At 42.1% G+C, this 20666-nt stretch carries 22 protein-coding genes, 1 pseudogene and 1 riboswitch; of the genes and pseudogenes, 20 read left to right on the forward strand and 3 right to left on the reverse strand.

Annotated elements, in window-relative coordinates:
- Window positions 1–305: 305 nt before the first annotated feature.
- Window positions 306–2306 carry a chloride channel protein gene (locus MM817_RS14055; RefSeq protein ID WP_241716340.1) on the forward strand — a complete coding sequence of 667 codons (2001 nt, stop codon included), beginning with the start codon at window positions 306–308 and terminating at the stop codon, window positions 2304–2306.
- Window positions 2307–2395: 89 nt separating this feature from the next.
- Window positions 2396–3793 (forward strand): amino acid permease, encoded by a 1398-nt coding sequence (locus MM817_RS14060; RefSeq protein ID WP_241716286.1) that lies wholly within the window; start codon window positions 2396–2398, stop codon window positions 3791–3793.
- 503 nt (window positions 3794–4296) lie between these two features.
- On the opposite strand, the gene MM817_RS17505 is transcribed toward MM817_RS14060, so the two are convergent.
- Window positions 4297–4557: a transposase gene (locus tag MM817_RS17505; RefSeq protein ID WP_419723408.1), complete on the reverse strand. Its 261-nt coding sequence runs from the start codon at window positions 4555–4557 to the stop codon at window positions 4297–4299.
- Between the two features lie 197 nt (window positions 4558–4754).
- A riboswitch (Fluoride riboswitch) is annotated at window positions 4755–4816 on the forward strand.
- Between the two features lie 45 nt (window positions 4817–4861).
- Between MM817_RS17505 and MM817_RS14065 the strand changes: the two genes are divergently transcribed.
- The 13 genes and pseudogenes from MM817_RS14065 (at window position 4862) to MM817_RS14115 (ending at window position 15043) form a co-directional block, all read left to right on the forward strand.
- Window positions 4862–5701 carry a sigma-70 family RNA polymerase sigma factor gene (locus MM817_RS14065; RefSeq protein WP_241716288.1) on the forward strand — a complete coding sequence of 280 codons (840 nt, stop codon included), beginning with the start codon at window positions 4862–4864 and terminating at the stop codon, window positions 5699–5701.
- 1251 nt (window positions 5702–6952) lie between these two features.
- Window positions 6953–8686 carry a sulfocyanin-like copper-binding protein gene (locus MM817_RS14070; protein WP_241716290.1) on the forward strand — a complete coding sequence of 578 codons (1734 nt, stop codon included), beginning with the start codon at window positions 6953–6955 and terminating at the stop codon, window positions 8684–8686.
- Window positions 8687–8855: 169 nt separating this feature from the next.
- Window positions 8856–9917 carry a hypothetical protein gene (locus tag MM817_RS14075; protein WP_241716292.1) on the forward strand — a complete coding sequence of 354 codons (1062 nt, stop codon included), beginning with the start codon at window positions 8856–8858 and terminating at the stop codon, window positions 9915–9917.
- A gap of 200 nt (window positions 9918–10117) precedes the next feature.
- Entirely contained in the window at window positions 10118–10516 is a 399-nt protein-coding gene (gene tnpA / locus MM817_RS14080) for an IS200/IS605 family transposase (RefSeq protein WP_241716343.1), read from the forward strand.
- Window positions 10517–10520: 4 nt separating this feature from the next.
- Window positions 10521–10565 carry a helix-turn-helix domain-containing protein gene (locus tag MM817_RS17510; RefSeq protein WP_419723411.1) on the forward strand — a complete coding sequence of 15 codons (45 nt, stop codon included), beginning with the start codon at window positions 10521–10523 and terminating at the stop codon, window positions 10563–10565.
- Window positions 10566–10601: 36 nt separating this feature from the next.
- The gene (locus tag MM817_RS14085) at window positions 10602–10901 is read left to right on the forward strand and encodes a hypothetical protein (protein ID WP_241716294.1); all 300 of its coding nucleotides are present in this window, start codon (window positions 10602–10604) and stop codon (window positions 10899–10901) included.
- Window positions 10902–10913: 12 nt separating this feature from the next.
- Window positions 10914–11411 (forward strand): RNA-guided endonuclease InsQ/TnpB family protein, encoded by a 498-nt coding sequence (locus MM817_RS14090; RefSeq protein ID WP_336605184.1) that lies wholly within the window; start codon window positions 10914–10916, stop codon window positions 11409–11411.
- Window positions 11412–11423: 12 nt separating this feature from the next.
- Window positions 11424–11600 (forward strand): annotated as a pseudogene (locus MM817_RS17515) (zinc ribbon domain-containing protein); the annotation flags it as partial.
- Between the two features lie 141 nt (window positions 11601–11741).
- A complete protein-coding gene (locus MM817_RS14095; protein WP_241716298.1) occupies window positions 11742–12224 on the forward strand; it encodes a CcdC family protein in 483 nt (160 codons plus the stop codon).
- Window positions 12225–12756: 532 nt separating this feature from the next.
- A complete protein-coding gene (locus tag MM817_RS14100; protein WP_241716300.1) occupies window positions 12757–13209 on the forward strand; it encodes a hypothetical protein in 453 nt (150 codons plus the stop codon).
- Window positions 13210–13570: 361 nt separating this feature from the next.
- Window positions 13571–13708, forward strand: coding sequence for a hypothetical protein (locus MM817_RS14105; protein ID WP_241716302.1), 138 nt, complete (start codon window positions 13571–13573; stop codon window positions 13706–13708).
- A 376-nt stretch (window positions 13709–14084) separates the two neighbouring features.
- Window positions 14085–14378, forward strand: coding sequence for a hypothetical protein (locus MM817_RS14110; RefSeq protein ID WP_241716304.1), 294 nt, complete (start codon window positions 14085–14087; stop codon window positions 14376–14378).
- A gap of 311 nt (window positions 14379–14689) precedes the next feature.
- Window positions 14690–15043, forward strand: coding sequence for a hypothetical protein (locus tag MM817_RS14115; protein WP_241716306.1), 354 nt, complete (start codon window positions 14690–14692; stop codon window positions 15041–15043).
- Between the two features lie 258 nt (window positions 15044–15301).
- On the opposite strand, the gene MM817_RS14120 is transcribed toward MM817_RS14115, so the two are convergent.
- Window positions 15302–15619, reverse strand: a complete 318-nt coding sequence (locus tag MM817_RS14120; protein WP_241716308.1) for a hypothetical protein — start codon at window positions 15617–15619, stop codon at window positions 15302–15304.
- Between the two features lie 215 nt (window positions 15620–15834).
- Between MM817_RS14120 and MM817_RS17520 the strand changes: the two genes are divergently transcribed.
- A complete protein-coding gene (locus tag MM817_RS17520) occupies window positions 15835–15939 on the forward strand; it encodes a transposase (RefSeq protein WP_419723409.1) in 105 nt (34 codons plus the stop codon).
- 604 nt (window positions 15940–16543) lie between these two features.
- Window positions 16544–16843 (forward strand): IS3 family transposase, encoded by a 300-nt coding sequence (locus tag MM817_RS14125; protein ID WP_241716310.1) that lies wholly within the window; start codon window positions 16544–16546, stop codon window positions 16841–16843.
- Between the two features lie 316 nt (window positions 16844–17159).
- Here MM817_RS14125 and MM817_RS14130 read toward each other — a convergent pair whose 3' ends face one another.
- A complete protein-coding gene (locus MM817_RS14130; RefSeq protein ID WP_241716312.1) occupies window positions 17160–18620 on the reverse strand; it encodes a SulP family inorganic anion transporter in 1461 nt (486 codons plus the stop codon).
- 809 nt (window positions 18621–19429) lie between these two features.
- Here MM817_RS14130 and MM817_RS14135 point away from each other — a divergent pair.
- From MM817_RS14135 to MM817_RS14145, 3 genes are all read left to right on the forward strand, one after another.
- Window positions 19430–19615 carry a 3'-5' exonuclease gene (locus tag MM817_RS14135; protein ID WP_241716314.1) on the forward strand — a complete coding sequence of 62 codons (186 nt, stop codon included), beginning with the start codon at window positions 19430–19432 and terminating at the stop codon, window positions 19613–19615.
- A 120-nt stretch (window positions 19616–19735) separates the two neighbouring features.
- Window positions 19736–20062, forward strand: coding sequence for a type II toxin-antitoxin system RelE/ParE family toxin (locus MM817_RS14140; RefSeq protein WP_336605183.1), 327 nt, complete (start codon window positions 19736–19738; stop codon window positions 20060–20062).
- Window positions 20055–20351, forward strand: a complete 297-nt coding sequence (locus MM817_RS14145; RefSeq protein WP_241716318.1) for a helix-turn-helix domain-containing protein — start codon at window positions 20055–20057, stop codon at window positions 20349–20351. The genes MM817_RS14140 and MM817_RS14145 overlap by 8 nt, the downstream gene beginning before the upstream one ends.
- Window positions 20352–20666: the final 315 nt, after the last annotated feature.

A 20666-nucleotide genomic window follows, 5' to 3' on the forward strand; every position in this document is an offset into this window, starting at 1 on the left:
CTAGCGTATGTGGACAAGTCACCGCCGTCGAAATTCACTTTCAACCCTGGGTTGAAGTCTATAATGAATTCTTGTACGCTGTTCATGAGAAGAACCCCGTAGGTGTTTCGATTCGATATTTCAACACGACTAAAGGTTGAGGTCTTTTCTACCATCACGTCATCTTTTAGGGGGAATTGGCCAATTTCCAATGGATCCTCGCACTGCATACTTTCGTCGTCTCTTCAAGATCATGCTATGAATTTTTCAAATAGGATTATTTAAAATAAACGTAATATAGGTTAGGGGATCTTGCATTGTCATCCATGATTGCACCAGCTCGTCCTAAACAGTCACCATTGCAACGCTGGCTAATCCATCCGTATCGTGAACCCATCATTGTTGGTTTACTTGCCATCTTAATCGGAGTGATCGGTGGACTAGGGGCTATTTTATTTAGGGGTATGATTCATTTATTTGCATCATGGTTTTCTATGATACCTGTCACACATTCTCCACTGCGCGCCTTAATTCCAGCTTTAGGGTTATTGCTTGTTGGACTCATTACACATTTTTTTGCAAAAGAAGTCAAAGGCCACGGAGTACCACAATTACTAGAATCGCTTGCTTTGCGTGGCGGCAAGATTCGTCCGCGTGTCGCATTTTTTGGCATAATAGCACCTGCAATCACGCTTGGTGCAGGTGGATCCGTGGGACGAGAAGGTCCGATTGCGCTAATCGGTGGCGCTTTTGGTTCGATTCTTGGACAACGGCTACGGCTCTCCGATAAGTATATTTCCCTTCTCTTAGCATCAGGGGCAGCAGCAGGCATTGCGGCGACATTTAATGCGCCGATTGCAGGCGGTTTTTTTGGCTTAGAAATTATATTAGGCAGTTATGCGATGGGGGCTATTATGCCCGTATTTTTAGCTGCAGTTACAGGGTCTACAGTTTTTGATGCAATCATGGGGAATCACCCCGTGTTACAAACGACACCCTACCCTGTGATTCATCCAATAGCCCTCTTGTTTATGATTATCCTTGGCTTACTGGCTGGAACACTTGGTATTGCCTATTCTAAAGGATTGACCTTTTCGGAAGATTTATTAGAGCGTTGGCGTGTACCCTTTTGGGTAAAAAACATTACAGGCGGGGCACTCGTAGGAGTACTTGGCTTACTGGCACCTGAAGTCCTAGGCGTTGGGTATCCCTCGATCCATTTGGCACTCGGTGGGCAATTAGCCATTGGAACCATTCTTCTTCTGTTTGTATTGAAATATGTAGCGACACTCACTACGGTTGGGTCCGGTGGTTCTGGGGGTGTCTTTGCACCCTCGCTCTTTCTTGGTGCGATGCTCGGTGCGTTATATGGTGATGTATTGCGATTCATGGTTCCTGGGTTGATTCCGCATCCAGAAATCTATGCCATTGCAGGTATGGGTGCCATATTTGCTGCGGCTGCTCAAGCTCCATTTGTATCCATTACGATCTTACTCGAGGTCACCGGAGATTATCAGTTGACCCCTGTTGTCATGGCTGCCTGTGTGACAGCTTTTGTAGTCCATGGATTACTTACGCGTGACTCTATGTATACAGTAAAGCTTTCACGACTGGGGATAAACATCTTACGTGGCAATGAGGTGCGACCCACAGAGCGTATCTCTGTGCAACAAGCCATGGAGCCGTTGGCCGCTCATTTTTCTTCTGACGACACACTAGTAGAAGCGTATCACGGAGTAAACCTGTCGCGCGATCATGTAGCTGTTATTACAGATCATCGACAACAATTACAGGGAATTATGACGCTTGAAACCTTGCGCTCCTATGCTGAAAGTATGCCGCTGACGACTCCTTTATCCATGCTTGATTTTTCTGTCCTGCCTGTCATCGTGCAAAGCGCTACTCTAGAAGAAGCGATGCGTCTTTTTTCGTTGCATGATGTTACCTTATTGCCCGTAGTAGATGATCGCACAAATGAAGTTGTGGGAACGCTCACTCAGCGCGATGTCGTTCGTGCGTATAGTGCTTATACGTTGTATTCGACTGAATCCAACGCTAAAGTACAGCAGTTAAAGGATTATACTGGAGATGTGGGGCAGTTTGTGAGTATCCCATTAAAGCATTCGAGTCCGATTGTCGAGAGTCCATTATCTGAAATAAGTATACCTAAACAGGCTGTCATTGTTTCTGTGAAACGAGGAGGAGAAGTGGTTGTCCCACATGGGAATACAGTGTTGAAGCCGGGGGATGAGTTATTGGTCTTTATTTCTCCACTCTCTGAAGTGGACCTTGTCCTCGCACAAATTCATGGGGCTGTTCTCCTGTAAAGGGAGGGAGAAACACCATCATCAAGCATAAAAGCATTCGTTGCATCACATGCTAGCTCCGAAGATCATCATTTGTAGGAGGAGCTTGGATGCAACGGAGTAAACAGAGTATGCTAATTCACAGAAATCAAAAGATCAGCTATCCATCGAAAAAAAAAGGTCATGGTTCTTTAGGACTCGGTGAGCTCATATTCATTGGGGTTGGGGGCATTATTGGGGCTGGGTTTTTTCTTGGCAGTGGATTACCCATACGCACTGCAGGTCCAAGCGTACTGATCTCTTTTGTGATTGGCGCATTTCTAACCGCACAGGTTACAGGTGCACTCACCTCGATGGCAACTCAACATCCTGTAGAAGGGTCGTTTAAAGTATATGCCGATATGTATATTGGACAATTTGCTGGGTACATGCAGGGCTGGATGTATTATTTAGCTAGTGTATTAACGATCGCGAGCGAAGCTGTAGCGATGAGTGTGTTTACTCGTGTGTGGTTGCCGGGTGTTCCATTGTGGATATTTGCGGCTGTATATTCTGCGATTATTTTGCTGATCAATGCTTTTGGTGTTAAAAGTTTTGGTCGTGTAGAATCTTTGATGAGTGTGGTAAAAATAGCTGCCTTGGTTGGGTTTATCCTATTTGTCGTCATAATCATGTTCGGGCACGCCTCAGTGGGTAGATTTGCACATGCCAGTCTTACGTCTGCAGGATTTTTTCCACATGGTATCACTGGTATCTTACAGTCCATGTTAATCGTAGTTTTTGCCTATGCTGGGATTGGCGTTTTTGCAACAGCGGCTGCAGAAGTAAAAGATACGCGAGAAATTGAGCAAGGAGCCATATGGACGATCATCATCTTGACGCTTGTGTATGTGTTATCCATTGGTGGACTCTTATTGATTGAACCTTGGCAGACAGTGAGCACAAAGACAAGTCCATTTGTTTTAGCCTTAGAACATGCAGGGATGCCTGTATTAGCGTATATCTTTAATGCGGTTGTCCTTGTTGCCTCTTTTAGTGTCATGGCAGGTGCTGTGTTTTCAGCCAATCAGATTGTAGTGAGTTTAGGAAAAGACCGTGAAGCACCTCGTTTTGTCTCTAAGACATCTAAGCGAGATGTCCCATATGGGGCTCTAGCGAGTACGGCAGGTGGGATTTTCATTGCGATTGGAGCGGCGTTTATTTTGCCGTCCAATATCTATAATTTTCTTATTAGCGCATCCAGTTTTATGACCTTTTTCTACTGGTTTATGATGTTGTGGACTTTTCTTAAATGGCGTAACACAAAAGAGGGAAGACAAGGGGAAGTTTCTCGGCTAGCATTTGGTCAGCCGTTTTCCACAGTGATCACCATGGTTGCGATTGTTGTTCTCACCGTGTATGCGTTATTTCAAAAGGATCAACAAATTGCCTTTTATGCATTTGCCATTGTAACAATGATCATTGGTGTAAGCTATCTATTTGTTAAAAAGAAACTTGTGAAACCATGATCTGGTTCGATCGACGTAACGATATTGATGCAGCGTTCAAAGCTGGCGGATCCAATTCACAGGTCATTGCTTGAGGCACTTACGAAGACTGAGTTCTTTTGTCATATTGATGGTGAAGAGGTCAAGGGAATTTATGTGTGAACTGCTCCCTCCCTCGCTTAGAGGTGTAAGCTTCTTGCTTCCATCAACCACCGCCTGCCGTCGCAGGTCTTACATGATCTCCGAAAGCGACGATTCGGCACGTTCCATGCCTATGTGACGCATACAAGTTAGCTGACTTGCTGTAGAATTTCTAGCCCTCGATGCAGCATGTTGATCGCTGTGTTTACGTCACGATCCATGTCTAATCCACATGCTAGTCACTTGTGGTTGCACCGATAAGTCTTCCTTTCACGATGGACCCACACCGATGCTGCAAAGTTGTGAGGTCTGCTGAGGCAACACTTTGATCACTTGTTCCCAACATTTTTGGCCTTGTATTCCAAGTAGGCTTCGAGACTCCCTCAGCTTGCATTCGCGATAGAATTTGCAAGTCGAAGATTTTTCATCATCTCATTCACCTGCAAATTTCCCATATAAATAAGGTCATAGCGATCCACCAAAGATCGACACACTTTATGCAGATGGTCTTTGCGCTGGTTCGACACATGGTCGTGAACATGTCCGAGTTCATGTTTGGCCTTTTCGCGGTTCTTGCTGCCTTTCTTTTTTCGAGAAAGCTGACGTTGCTTACATTTAAGGAATGAAATCACGATAAAGATCATGTTTATATTTTATTTAAAAAGCAACAGTGAATTATTTAAATAAGATTCTTGGCCCATTTGAGAGATCATAAAATGAGTCAGCAAGCCCTTTGCAGATGAAAGATACTATAGAATAGTTGGTTTTCGAGTGAGGCAACTTTAAATAGAGTGATAAACTGGATTGCATTAATGAGTTCATTTTATTATGATGTATATCATAATAAATAGGCGATGGAGCTCGCCATAACCGCCCTGTTGGGATGATGGCTCCTGCGAATATTGTCTTATATTCGCAGGAGCCATTTTCATTTGGAGGTCATCGGAAATGAGAGACGAAAAAACTGAAACACATGTAAAGAAGCATGATGTAGTTTCCGATTATCTAGTACAAATCAATCAAGTACGCTTACTTCTTGACGAAGAAGAAGTAAGCCTGTCCCGTTTGGCATTAACCGGAGAGCAAACGGCAATGAATCAATTGATTGAAGCGAATCTAAGATTAGTTGTTTCTATTGCTAAGCGCTACAATGGACGAGGACTGGACTTTGAAGATGTAATACAAGAAGGGAATCTCGGCTTAATTAAGGCGGCACAAAAGTTTAATCCAAATTTAGGCTATAAATTCAGTACGTATGCAGTGTGGTGGATTCAAGAATCCATTAAACGGGCAATGGCTAATAAATCAAAAATAGTACGCTTTCCTGCTCACGGATTCAATGATTTTTTGAAACTACGAAAGATAGTTATATCTAGATTCTTAGAATACGGGAAATACCCCTCAAATAAGTGTCTTGCTGCAGAATTAGGGAGAAATATTGAGTATGTCACATTACTCAGGATATGGCTTAATGAACCAATGTCCATGGAAATGACATTGAGTGATGAAATGCCATTGCCACTTAAAGAAATGATACCGGATCAAAAAATGGAAGATATCTTGGATACCTTAACTAAAAATGAACAGCAGCAGCAAATGATGGGTTTGTTAGAACAATTAACTGATAGAGAGCAAAAAATATTACGACTGAGATATGGTTTTGATGGAAGAGAACCAATGACACTTGCAGGAACAGGAAGGGAATTAGGAATGACCAGGGAAGGAATTCGTCAAATTCAAAACAAGGCATTAAGTAAACTCAGAATAATGATAAATAATGAGCATTAACCTGACAATAAATAGGGTAAATAGATAGAAAATTTGTTATATTACTCCAATATATGATTTAATTATTGGAGTATGTTTATGAATTGAAATCGCACAGTTTGATATTTACAAACATAAAAATCCAGAGATTTTAGGAAATGATTACCAAGAAGGTGAACCGCTAGCATTATAAAATGTTTGAGAGTATGTCTTTTTTCGTGATCAATATACTAGTCGACATTGCAAAGAGTAATCGAAAGACAAGATTCTAAACGTCCAGCACATTGAAAGTCGAAAAACGGATGGAGATACGCCGGATAATCTCATTACTCGCAAGATTTCTTATTGTGATGCCAGTCACATGATGGTACTCCGTTGGTTTTTCTACAACGGGATATCAAACTAACTTCTGTCTATCTGACCAAGAATCAAATATGGAGTAGAAAAAAAGACATAAGATTGACGCACGTTGTATTCGTGGAAATCCTTGCGCAACCAATAGAAACAATCTATCTATTCAACCAGGTTCGCGGAAAAAATCATCAGTTGCATAGCGATGGTTTTGAAAGAGGGAATAAGGAAGGCAAACAAAAGTCCACGGTATCTATTTGGATTCCAATTGTTTGATAAGGTGCCTTATGAGGGTCAAGGATGGCTCGTTTTTGGTCGGCGTTTCAGTGAATATTTTGATTTGCGATTGCTAAACGAAACAAAGGTTCATACCAGAGCGAATGATAAGAAACTGGAGTTGTTAGAACGATCCCATACTTTTTTAGTAGAAAGGAGAGAAGATGTAGTCCTCTTCGCTTGAAGAAGCCGGAGTCTCTTACGCTGAAATACGATGATATAAGAAATATTCACTAATGAATTGACAGATCCGCAAGTGATGATTATTCTAATAATAATAGTGAATAGCGATGGAGCTCGCGTATAGCCTATTAAATAGGATGATAGCCCCTAAAAAACTTTGCCTAGGGTAATTATGCAAAGCTTTTAGGGGCAATTTGTATTTGCATTAATAAAGTGAGTAAAGGGGTAATGATACAAATGAATAGTAAGCATTGGGAATTCAAATCAATATGCCCAAAATGCGATCATGTTTCAACCCACTCATCACCAATAGGAGAAGTTGTTGTACGCATTCATTGCGAACATTGTTCACACGGTTACGAGTACACGCATGTGATTATAGAACATAAAGAAGTAGAAGATATAGGAGAAGAAGCGATTGATGAATAATAGCGATGATACTCATGCAGGAGGGATACTAGATTGCCGTATTATTTATTAAAATACTTAAGTCCTCTCACAGTCGAACAATTTTATTCTTCATTATTGCTAACCATAGGAATCATTGGTATCTGCGTAATTTTTATAAGTTTGCTGCTTTTCTTTTTAAAAAAAAACAAACAATTTAGTGGTCTGTCTCGGACATCTCAAAATTTCCAAAACAATAACAAGAGTACCTCTGTACCTGTGGGTCGATGGATTTTATGGTATGGATTAGCCAGTTTTTGGTTAGTTGATGCTATATTACAAATACAGCCACCCATGTCTAGTAGTATGTTTGTTGATATGGTAGTAGCTCCAGTATTACAAGGCGAACCCACTTGGTATTTACGTACCTTAGGACAAGGAATTCAGTTGTGGACGAATCATCAAATAGCATCGGCTGTTTTTGCCGCTGTGATCCAACTGGCTATTGCAGTCTTTCTATTTTTAGGAAAGGATCGGAGGATAGGCAAAATAGGATTATGGATTTCTATTGCATGGAGTTTGGTGGTATGGACGTTAGGAGAAGGTATGGGCGGTATTCTTTCAGGCAGCCCTACTTTTATTACAGGAAGTCCTGGATCAGTCATTCTATACATTGTAGCTGCAGTCCTGCTATTATTACCTATTTCACGGTGGGAGGATGGGGGAATTCACCGAAGAATAGGGAAATGGATCAGCCTCTTTTGGGTTATGACTGTAGTTTGGCAAGTATTACCTAGCGATGGTTTTTGGACGTGGCAGGGTTTGAGTAGTGGTATTTTTGAAAATACATTTGAAACACCGCAGCCACCATTTATATTAATGCCAATCCAGATCTTTTCACATCTTGTAGAACAACATCCCATCCTATGGAATGGATTTTTTGTGTTGATGATGCTTATGTTAGCCGTTGGATATTTATTTACAACATGCAAACGATGTACGTGGATGTTAACTGTATTTTGGCTATTTTTTACTTGGTGGGTTGGTCAAGATTTCGGTGTCGTAGGTGGTGTGGGGACTGACCCTAATATTTCTCCTATGGTAGCTCTGGTGATTTACTCTGCTTGGTATGTAGAAAGACCGATTACAGACTACAATCAGTTACATTTATTTTTACGTATGACAAAAAGGGTACGTACATATAAAATGTGGATACGGCAGCATCCGCGAGTAATCTATGGAACATTTACACTATTTTCTGTGCTGCTGCTATTTACAAGTTATACGGTAGCTCCTGCGATTGCATCCAATGGAATTACAATTAAAAGTATTCAAGCGTATCAAAAATCTAGGCAATCTTTTTCAACAAAAAATTTGACTGAGCGTTTTATGCGGATCAATACGAAAAATCACCGTGTATATTTTCAATTGACAGCAACGACCACGCCGCTGGGTGATGTGGACTTTGATGGATTTGCTAATGGATACTTACAAGTTGTAGTCCCAGTCGGCTGGAACGTTGATGTAACATTTAAAAATAATCAATCGTTAGTGATCAATAGTGCCATGATTGTACCCTTACATGAGATCCAAGGAGGAGCATTTACACCTGCTTTTAAAAATGCATACACCCCCCATCCAACGATAGGAATCGGAACGAATGAAGTAAGTACATTTCAATTTATGGCTAATAGGGCAGGGTTGTATGCAATCGTCTCTGCAGTACCTGATGGTCAAACGGATTCAGGGTTATGGGCGCGTTTTGATGTATCTACAAGGACAAAGATCCCTTATATCGTTGCTAAATAACCTACATTGCAATGGATACTTTAAGGTTGGCTACTTGAATTTACGATCATAATGAACTTGGTGGGAAAGTGCATATACGAAGAACTTTGAAAGTAGAGTAACACTCTCTGAGCAATTGAAATGACAAAGATGTCATTTATACTATAGCGTGTCAAGGAGGACAATAGGCATGAAGGATACTGCTAGTTTTCTTAACACGTACTACTTAAGTCTTTTTGAATTGGTAGGTGCTATCGTCTTTTTGGTGATTTTCAAAGTAGTGATGCTATTGGTCATGGAAAAAATGTCAAAATCATTAGCTGATAACTCACATCCTGAAGATTTGAAGGCTAAAAAAAAGGCAATTCACATACCGGTACAATACCGAATGATCAAACATAGCATTGCTACATTTTTGTTGATCAGTGGACTTTTACAGATTCGTCCTAGCATCCTTTTTATCCAACCATCTACGTGGCTTGTGCATCAGCAGATGGGAGTTGGATCCGCATATGATACATTTCTCACTTTCTTTATGCATCACGGGATGTGGATTAATATCTGGTCAGTGGTCATTCAACTTTCACTTGCAGGACTCTTATGGTCGTTTCGTCAAGTGACCATTACGCGAATCATGGGTGGGTTCGTGTTTCTTTTTGGTCTTTTTACTTGGGTATATGCTGAAGATCTCGGACGAATAGGCGCCCCCAACCCGACCTTTTTGGCTGGATCGCCTGGCACGGGAATACTGCTTGCAATCACGGTTGCGTTATTATGGATTCCGTTAAATAGTTGGCGCACACTCCTTATGCGCGACCTGGTCGTCTATGTCAATGCAGGATATTGGTTTTTATTTGGCATTGTTCAATGGCTACCATTTCATTCATTTTGGTCAGGAAAAGGATACCAGATAATGATTGCACTTCATCCTGTTCATACGCCGGTATGGCTATTCCGTTTGTTTGCACAAGTGAATCTGTGGGGAATGCATCATGGCGGGATCGCGACATTTATGCTGGGGATCATCGCACTGGGATTAGCTGTTATGTGGCTGTTTACTAAATGGCGCTCAGGACTTACAGGATTTGTCGCAAGTATCACATGGATGATTTTGTTTGTTTTGTGGATCGTTTTTCAAAGTGCGGGATTTCGCGGAGCATTTGCATTGGCATTTGGACCCCAACCCCTATTGGCCATCTGGGTAGCCGTATCTTTTCTTTTTTATTCTAGAGAAAAAATCCCTCAACACTGATTCATTTCACCTCGTGTTAAGGAATTGATCAACGCTAATTTTTTTGATTGATTTTTATCAAATGCGCCGTAAAACTCCTTGATTCATCTATGGGGATATAAGGCGCTCGCCGTCAGGCGAATCTTTTCTTTTTCCTCCAAACAATAGATAACATTTTTGTATCTACTGTTTGGCGCTATACTAGTTTGTGGTGATTCATCCTGAGTAGAGATGTTGATTCAAACCACAATGTCACGTTCGATTGTAAATACCATGTTGTCTTTTGCCCGGAGTATCGCCGTAAAGTGCTTGCTGAACCCATTGACGAAAGGTTAAAGGCGTTGCTTTGGGAAAAGTCAACGGACATTCAGGCTGAAATCGTTGACATGGACATCATGTCTGATCATGTTCACCTTCTCATCAAGTGCGATTCGCAATACGGGATTCACAAAGTCATTAAACAACTCATGGAATACACGTCCAAAGTTCTTCGTGATGAATTCAAATCCATCAAAAGTCGCTTGCCTTCCCTGTGGACGAATGCCTATTTTGTCGCTACAGTAGACACTGTTCAACTGGATGTGATCAAGAAGTATATCGAAGAGCAGAAATTCAGGTGAGACCATGCGAAAAGCGTATAAGTATAGACTCTATCCTACGAAAGCGTAAGAAGAGAACATCCAGTTTACCTTAGAACGATGTCGCTTGCTCTACAATCGTTTGCTTGACGAACGGCGTTTCGCCTATAAAACGGACAAGACTACGCTGAATGACTATGATCAGGCTAATACGCTAAATGAGCGCAAAAAGTACATTCCAACACTAAAACAGGTTCATTCGCAGGTGTTACAAGATGTGGTGAAACGACTCGACCAAGCATTTCAAGCCTTTTTTCGTCGTGTAAAGGCAGGTGAAACGCCTGGGTATCCACGTTTCAAATCAGCAGGACGATATGACTCTTTCACGTACCCACAGGGTGGCTATGCGATCCATGGTCATCAATGAACACTCTCAAAGATTGGCGAAGTGAAAATGAAACATCATCGCCAGCCACAAGGAAAAATAAAAACCTGTACTGTCATGGTGAAAAACGGTAAGTATTGCGCCAGTCTGTCATGCGAAGTGGAGCTGAATTCCTTGCCAGAATCGAATGCCACCGTTGGGATCGATCTTGGGGTCAAGCATCTTGCGATTACGTCCGATGAGGATTTTTACGAACAGCCAAAATTCCTGCGCGAATCCGAACGAACATTGCATAGAAAGCAACGATCCGTATCACGCAAGAAGAAGGGGTCTATTCGTCGTCGCAAAGCCGTTAGAGAGCTAGCGAGATTGCATGAGCATATCGCGAATCAAAGCAGGGACTACGCGCACAAAGTGTCTAAAAAACTAGTCCGTGGCTATGGACTCATTGCTTTTGAACATCTGAACGTGCAAGGAATGGTGAAAAATCACCACTTTGCCAAAAGCATCGTTGATGCGTCTTGGCATCAACTCGTACAGTACACCACGTAAAAAGCGGAAGAAGCTGGTCGTCGTGTCGTGCTAGTCGATCCCAAAAACACAAGTCAACTCTGCTCGAATTGCGGGGAAATCGTTCCTAAGAAACTGTCTGAGCGTGTACACAGGTGCAATCATGGTGGCTATGTTCAGGATCGGGACGTAACCGCGGCACAAAACATCTTGAAACGTGCGTTAGACTAGTATGTTGACATGGCTTGGACTGAGCTTTCAGAATGTAACGTAAGCGGTTGCGTCATGCGTGTGCTGAGAAGCCCCATGGGGAGTGGTCACAATAGGTACCTCAGACTATTGATGGACTAATAATAAGGAGATGAGGGTATTTTGTTTTCTTTATCTACTCATATGTTGCAATTGATCAGTATGATCGCGATCATCGTGGGTGCCTTGATCGTGATCGTAATTCGCCTGCAAGCGGCTAAAAAACCCACTTCGACGATGAAAATTATTATGCCACCGCTTGGAATGATAACCGGTTTTTTGATGTTTCTAGTTCCTGATATCAGAATTCCTTGGACGTACGCACTGATTACTTTTCTTGTTGGATGCTTTTTTTCCATACCTTTAATTTATACGTCTCATATGAAAAAAGTAGATGGTGACATCTATTTAAAAAGGTCGCCAACTTTTATCTTTGTATTGTTAACGTTACTGATTATTCGTCTTGCGTTGGATAGCTACATTGGGACACTTGTAACAATTGCACAAACAGGAGGGATGTTTTTCATTTTGGCATTTGGCATGTTGTTACCGTGGCGAGTTGCAATGTTATTACGATATAAAAAATTTCTTAGACATAGTCAGTAACATGTCTTTCCGCTTAAACTTCAAAATTAGATTTGAGTCTTTATACCTAATCTAGTAATTATCACCTAGAAATATCCGCGGTGATGTGAAACGGATAATAAAAATAGATAAAGTGGGTATTTAAGGTTGAGTGGTGGCCAGAATTCAGTCTCTTTTCGTGCTGAGTATGGCCCTATTACATCACTCTCACTTCGGGAGACGTTATATAGATAAATGCGGTTTAAAAGGAGCGCGCAGATTCCCATGGTTGCCACAGGCTGCTACCAATCCTTAGATCGGATTAGATTCCTACCAAGTGCGTATAGCAGGGTCTGAATGAACATCTCTGCGATTTTAATCCATTGATTCCGCATTGTCTCCATCCGTCCTGATTTCATCAAAAGAATTTTTTAGCAACAAAGAAACAAGCCCTTTATTTTACATATACATAGGGCGAGGGACGAGAAATGTACATATACTCACAAGATGACGGTAGAATGGCCATTGAGAAAAGGAACGTCACCAAACACATGAAATGCAGGGAGTGAGGTCAATGGCTAAAAGGGAGAAACCATCACATGTGCAAGTACTACGTAAAGAGAGAGGAACATCAGGCAAGCCAACCACAGACGATCAAGTACTATCTGATGCGATGATCGACTTGTTGTACGATCGTATCGTGAAGGATACACAGACCAATCGTCGTCTTTCCACACGGGTTCATTCGTTTTCTCCTGATGTTGAGCACCAAGGTGAGGATGTCTGGGTACTGGTAGCCGAGGGGAATACGCCGATTAAAACCTCTCAAGGCGACTTAACTTTGCATGATTTTTTGAAGGGCTTTCGCGCTGGGGCAGAGATTCATGTGCATCGTGACGAGATTCTTTTTGGTCTTTTAACTTTAGTCGCGGAACAAGAATCGTTTCGCGTAGCTCCAGTGGGAAAAGCATGGTGGGCTGTTTCGCGTGCGGGGTCTCTGAATGAATCTGGCGAAGAGAAATCATAGAGAGATTTTTAGGGATGAAGAGGAGGGCAACCTCTGTAAGATAGGTACCCGTAACCACAACGTTACGGGTTCTATCTTTATCTGACCCTCATTTTCCAGACGAACAACTCTGATCATCTTAAGATCACAACCATATCCGATAATTGGGTTATAAAGGATGACAAATCACCCACACAAAGGCCCCCTTTCGTAGCGTATCTTATGTGAGCGATGAGAAAGGAGGCCATTTCATATGGGTACATTCGGTGGATATACGCGCTGGGCTGTGGTCTTTTTAATTATTTTTGTCCTGTTCTTCTTGCTCGTCCCAGGTTACGGCGGAGGCGCATACTAAGTTATTGGTGCAAAAGGAGAGAATCTCATGGATGGTGTCTTCGGTGGGTACACCCGATGGGCGGTAGTGTTTTTAATCATCTTTGTCTTGTTCATGTTGTTTGTGCCTGATGTGTACGGAACAGGTGGAGGCGCAGCCGCAGTTGGTGGGTACGGCGCATACTAAGTGATGGCTTAGGGATCGCACCTTGATTTTGAACCAGACAAAAACAAGGGCATGATGTCCATGTTTCAAGATGTTAGAACGACACGAAGCGTAGTAGGGTTGGGCTAAAGAGAATAGGTGTAGGTATTACCTGGTTGAAGTTGTTTGGCTAGTCGGCTACTTGTAATTTTGGATAGCCGACTTTTTCACGTCGTCATTTGAAATAGGTGGTTTCTATAGGCACATTGCCATTGTACGAAAATATATTCCACCTTATTTGATGAGGGTGTAAGAAGGCTCGTCCTCATGGTTACCACACTCATGTCGAGAAGGCATGATAGGCAAATTCACTATTTTTTCTCCAAGACTGGAGACCAAATATAGTCTGATGAGGTTCATGAATAAGGAGGATTTTCGTGATGCACCATCTCACGCTTCTTCATCCAATCATACGCAATTAGATGAAGTCATGATTAGGAACTACGATCAAATACAAGAGGATATGAGGGAATTGCGAGCAGCTTTGCGTAAGTTATCCAGTAAAATAGATAAACAGCAACTAACGGTTGTGCCAAACAATCAGGAACAGCTTATCTTTAGGACAGTTACACCGCAGGAAAAAGTCATGATGATTCGTTATATGAGGGAGAATATTGAAAAATTTAACCCAATCCCTATACTTAGGATTTGACAGCGATCGGCTTCAAGCCAATTATTCCGCATTTCATTCGCATTACATGTAAAGTGCGTGACCTTCGCGCAACCATTTTTAAAGTAAGGGTATTGAGAAATGAATAATTGGGTGCTGATCGAAGGTCATTCGCCACGTGGATATTCTCATTTCACCACGTATCTTGGTGGTGAATTCAAATCGAATATATACAATTTATTCTTATAATGTAATAATGCATTACACTCATGGACGCAGTTCACTTCTCATTGGCCGTGTTTTGAACAGAATAACCCCCATAGATTGTAGTAAAGTGTTGGGAGGTGAATATCATGTGTACCAAAGCACAATGCGAACAACACGTTGGACAATGGATTCAGTTTCGTACCCTGTATGGGCATCATATCGGACGTATCGAACACGTCACAGCCAACGCAGCCATCGTGGTTTCTCCGAGTCAATATGTGCCACAGCATCTTGCCAAACCAGTGACCGCTGATGATGAAAGTAAGCTTGACATGGTTCTTGCCTTTTGGCCAGGCGGTGGATACCCCCGAGTGGGATATGGCGGCGCCACAGGTAGTGGCTATGGAATACGATCAGGTCAGGTAAATGGATATGGTTGGCAACGATGGGCAGTGTCCTTTCTGATCATCTATGCTTTATGGGGACTCTGGTTTTGGTGATCGTTCTCTGAGAACGTTGATCGGGTGATAAGCATCCGCCGTGCCCTCAGCTCATGCTGGGTACTGCGGATGCTTTTCTTCATTACCGAATGCGCCGTAAAGCCCCGCACTTCAGTGCTGGGGATATAAGGCGCTCGTCGTCAGGAGAATCTTTTCTTTTTGATCATCTACGTCTTGTGGAGACTTCGGTTTTGAAGAGAAATTCCCTTTTGTTTTTAGTGAGCGCCGCCAACACGGAGGATATTGCGCCCTTTTGACTTATTTGAGGCGCTTACGCGCCCTTTGCTTCGACTGGCTCTCTTTTTTTGCCCCAGATACTTTTGCTTTTTTCTTGCGACCCGAAGCTGAGCGCTTCTGCTTCTTTGCAACACGCTGCGTATCTTTTACTGACTCTCGCTTTGTACGTCTGTGCCACCTTAAAACGTGATCTATCTTCGCCCCACCCGCTTCATCACGGCATATAGAAGCAACAGTCTGAGCCTCATTACCAACCCCATCTCTCTGACTACTTTCACGTATTGCCAATACATGCATGAAATTCGCCTTGCGTTCCAGAAGAGTCATCCAGACATGCACAGGTTATATGTTCACCACAGCGTCATAACAAATGGGCATCACCTATAAAAGTATATGGCAAAGAAGGCGTGCGTATTGATGGGGGCATGTTTGGAGGAACCCCCGTAAAATAGTTGCATGTTTAATCATCATCGTCTTGTTTTTCTTGATTATGGTATTAAGATGGTATAGTGGGCATAACGGATCTAAATATAAGGTTATCCAAGGTGAGCCCCGTGACACAGAAATACGACAAGGAATTCAAACTTCATGCAGTTCAATTAGTTTTAGAGCGTGTAAAATCAGTTAGCCAAGTGGCTCGCGAACTAAGTATGTCGTAAAAGACATTGTATGGCTGGATGTCAAAGTATCTTGAGAATTCATCCACCCCATTCGTTGCAGGTATCTTAGGCGAGAAGTCCAGACGATACTGGATTTGCAGCGAGATTTACGGGATTTTCGAGAGGAGAATGAAATCTTACAAAAAGCAGCACGCATCTTCATGAACGAACAGAAATGAACTATCCATGTATTGATAGAGACCGCTTCACATTTTCGGTTAAGAAGATGTGCAAAGTAGTGGGTGTATCTCGGAGCGGGTACTATACGTGGCGTAATCGGCCAGAGAGTGAGCGTTCCAAGCGCCGCAAACGAATCACCAGGCGAATCCATCAGATCTTTGTGCAATCGAGACGGTTGTATGGTAGTTCGAAAGTTACGCAAGTGCTACGTCAAGAGGGCGAACGCATACTCAAACCACGATGACTCAGTTCAAGAGCATATGCGTCAGCAGATATTCGAATTGGAGCGCCCCAATCAAGTTATATGGAATATATTACCTGTATACCGACTGCTGAGGGATGCTTTATGTTGCGAGCCTAATGGACTTGTACAGCCGTAAAATCGTTGGCTGCGTGCAGATTCGCGAATGATGAAGAAACTACTGTGCATGCTGCGCTAAAGCAGGCTTATCAGGATAAGTTACGAGAGTATGAGATGATAGGTAGCATGAGTCACAAGGAGAATTATTTTGACAATCCCTGTAACGAATCGTTTCATAGCGTACGCAAGCGCGAACTTGTCTATCTGGAAAAGTTAAAGACAAGGAAGCAGGTTAATCAGTTGATCTTTGAGTATATTGAGATTGAGTACAACCCGGCGCAAATACACCCATTCAATGGATTTCTTACACCAGTTGAGGACGAAGGGAGATATTCCCAAGCGCTGAGAATTCAAGCAAGTTAAGTAGGACAAAAGTACTCATAGTAGCATATGAAAACTTATCATTTCTCTGTTTTGTGGTGTCCACTTTATTGACTTAATACCACAGGCCAACCACTGACGAATGATGAATATTTGGCTATCATTCGTCAGCGTCGGGAAAAAGCAGCCTTAGCAATACGGCAACGTAAGGCCAACCATGCAGTCTATTGGTCTCAATGGACCACTGAGCAAAAAAACGTGTACGCAAGTTCGAAAGTAAGTGACGTAGAGCGGTTTGCTGGAAACCCGCACGAGCCGTTCATTGATGGACTGGCCTCGACAGGGGCGGCCTACTCTATCAAGCAGACTTCAAGGACGAGAATTTATCGAGTAATTCTTTGCTTTCTTCATTGAGGCCAATAAAATGAACCGTTTTATTACATTCTTTGTATCTGTTAATCACTCTTTGTATACCTACGACAGAAGAATGATCCCAGATATGTGTGTGTGTAAAATCAATAATGATTTTTTGAGGATCCACATGAACGTCAAATAATTGCACAAAATGTGTCATAGTCGCAAAAAACATTTGTCCACGGAGAATGTAAATTTTTACACCTTCCTTATCAGTGGAAGTTGTTGCATGCAGTCTGGCAATTTTCCAACCAAACGTTACGGCACTTAGTGCAACTCCGGCAAATACGCCAATAGCTAAATCGTTTGTCGCTACCACAGAAACTACTGTGAGAATCATAATGACAGCTTCTATTCTCGGAACTCTATGCAATTGACCAATTGACTTCCATTCAAATGTATTCGCTGCCACCATAAACATCACGCCAACTAGTGCGGCCACAGGAATTTCACTAACAATTGGTCGAAAAAGCACGATTAAAGAAATTAAAAAGGCTCCCGAAATGAAGGTGGACAATCTCTTCCGCCCACCATATTCCACATTGAGGACGGTTTGACCAATCATTGCGCAACCAGCCATTGCCCCAAAAAAACCAGTTACCAGGTTTGCTATACCCTGTCCGCGAATTTCCTTGTTTTTATTACTCTTCGTATTTGTCAAATCATCGACTACAGTTGCTGAAAGAAGTGTTTCTAGGCTACCGACCAACGCGATTGGAAAAGAGTACGGTAAAATAATCATGAAGGTATTCCAATTTAAGGGCACCGATGGAATATGGAAATAGGGCAAATGTCCAGATAGCTCCCCGATCTGCCCTACTGTTTGTAAATGAAGATGCATAACAATGCTTACTACAGTCATAAAGGCAATTGCAACAATAGCTGAGGGAATCACTTTTGTAAGATGTGGCAACCCATAAACAATAACTAAAGTAGTTGCTACCATAGCATACGCAACCATTCCAGCGCCTTCAATATGAGGCAACTGAGCTAGAAAAATAAGAATACCTAGAGCGTTCACAAATCCAGTGACAACAGTATGCGGCACAAATGTGATAAATCGCCCTAACTTAAAAATACCCATCATTATTTGAATGATACCGGTTAAAATGCCAGCAGCAAATAAATACTGATCTCCGTGATTTTTAACCAGTAATACCATAAGAAGAGCCGTGGATCCTGTGGCCCCTGAAATCATTCCTAGTCTACCGCCAAATATGGATACAATAACACTGATGATAAAGGCTCCGTATAAGCCAATCATAGGATTGACCCCAGCAATCATTGAAAAAGCAATGGCCTCTGGAATCAATGCAAATGCAACCGCAATGCCAGATAGTACATCCTTACGGACATTCGATAGCCATTCATCTTTTAAGTTTTGAAAAATAACAAAACACCTCACCCTCGTGTATTTATTGGTATTGACTCTCAACTCTCATGAGAGTCCAGTATCCTAGTAACAATCTTTCAATCGACAATAAAAAACCCTATAAATATGGGCAAATTCTTAATTGAAATCATGCGTTAACACTCGGTCATTCTCCGAGTGTTGAGTCCGTTAGTAAATCAGTCTTTTAATTGTAAAACGGGGCAGAGAGGTAAGTCAACTGCGTAAAAATACGAAAATATTGTGTAAGCGCAAACACGGTTGCACTATAACGGATAAAAATTTATTGTAAGAATAAGACCCAGTGTAAAATAGTTAATATTATAAGTTTTTATCTCTTATGATTATCTGTTAATTATTTCCTATCGTGTATATGCCAACAATCTCGTAACTCCATACTTTCCTTAATGATTTTTGATCGACTCTCTCTATAATAGTAGTCCCAGATATCCAGATATCTAAGAAGGGACATTTAAGGTGCAATTATGACTACGAGAAAGAATTACACCACATCTTTCAAACTAGAAGTTGTTCTGATTTGCCTAAAGAAGAAAAACGATTGCTTACATTTCATCAGAGTAGGGTGTCCATGCATCCATACTTCACAGATGGGAAAATACAACTGCAGAAAAATTGACTAGCCTTTTAAGATGAGTTGATTCGTTTAGCTGAACAGATCACTCCCGGTGTGATCAAGACACCCAGTGTGTACCTTGCCAAAGCAGTGGGTGTACGGACAGAGCAACATCTATCCTCAGAAGTCATCGAGGCATTTGCTTGTCAAACGAAGTGGCACTTGAAAGCCGAGTGAAAGGTGATGTCAAATGTCCCAAGCGCGATTTCTGGTCATCGACACAGAAACAACAGGTACAAATCCATTAGAAGATACGATCGTCGAAGTGTCTGCCATGTGGGTGGTCGGTCATGAGATCACACCCGCTTTCTCTTCGTTGGTGAATCCTCAGTGCCCGATCCCACCTCAATCATCCGGTGTACGCCGCATAATTTAGGCAAATTTAGATGCGCTATGTGTAGCATGTTTATAACATAACACATATGTTATACTAAAGACATGACATGGAGCACAGAGTTCTACAGGAAACAGGAAAAGCAATGACGATTGTCCTATCGTGGAATGGTTAGACTCACTCCATGACAAACACACTGCCAAGGTGTTGCGGTCGATGGATTTACTGGAGGAATTTGGACCTGGAATCGGTATGCCTCACGTCGAGAATATAACCGAAAATATCCGATGCTTACGGACAAAACAGGGGAGTAATATCTTTCGTGTTCTCTTTTTCACCTTGGTAGATCAACGCCTGATCTTACTCAGTGGATTCACGAAGAAAACGCCTAAAACCCCACCAGCAGAAATTGAACGGGCTATCGGATATCGAAATGATTTTTTGGAGCAACAAAAGCGGAAGAAAAAAGGAAGTGACGGCAATGAGTGACCTTCAGAAGTATCTCGAAAAACGTCTCGAAAATCATGAATTTCGTAAGGCTTGGGAAGAAAGCAGGCTGGAACATGAGGTTGCTCGACAGCTCATTCAGCTTCGGATGAAGTCTGGACTGACCCAGGAGCAACTTGCGGAGAAGGTCCATACAAAGCAAAGTGAAATCGCACGTATCGAAAACGGAAAACAAAATATAAGCATTGACAAACTCAAAAAAATTGCGGAAGCCATGGGCGGAACCGTTGACATTCAGATTACATCCGTTCCTGAATGTCAAAAACAATGAGTGGATGAGTACAATTTGCTTGCGACAAGGAAGAGTATCTGCTTAAACAATTAGGGGTCAGCGCAGCCGATTCCTACTTGTTCGTAGATCGATAGTGTAAATGGACTTCTGTCAAGGTGCTAAACACAAAAAGAAGAACTTTTTAAGACACTGAGTTAGATCATAGATGCTCCATTTGTTGCGGGGTTTTATACCCAATTGCTGAATGCATTCGATTACGATTGTATTGCCCTTCAATATACTGAAATCATTGCGGTTTTGCGTCTTCATATGATTTGAAAATCGTTCTGTAGACCAGTTCTTTCTTTACTATGG

It is taken from the genome of Sulfoacidibacillus ferrooxidans (assembly GCF_022606465.1).
GTDB lineage: Bacteria > Bacillota > Bacilli > Alicyclobacillales > SLC66 > Sulfoacidibacillus > Sulfoacidibacillus ferrooxidans.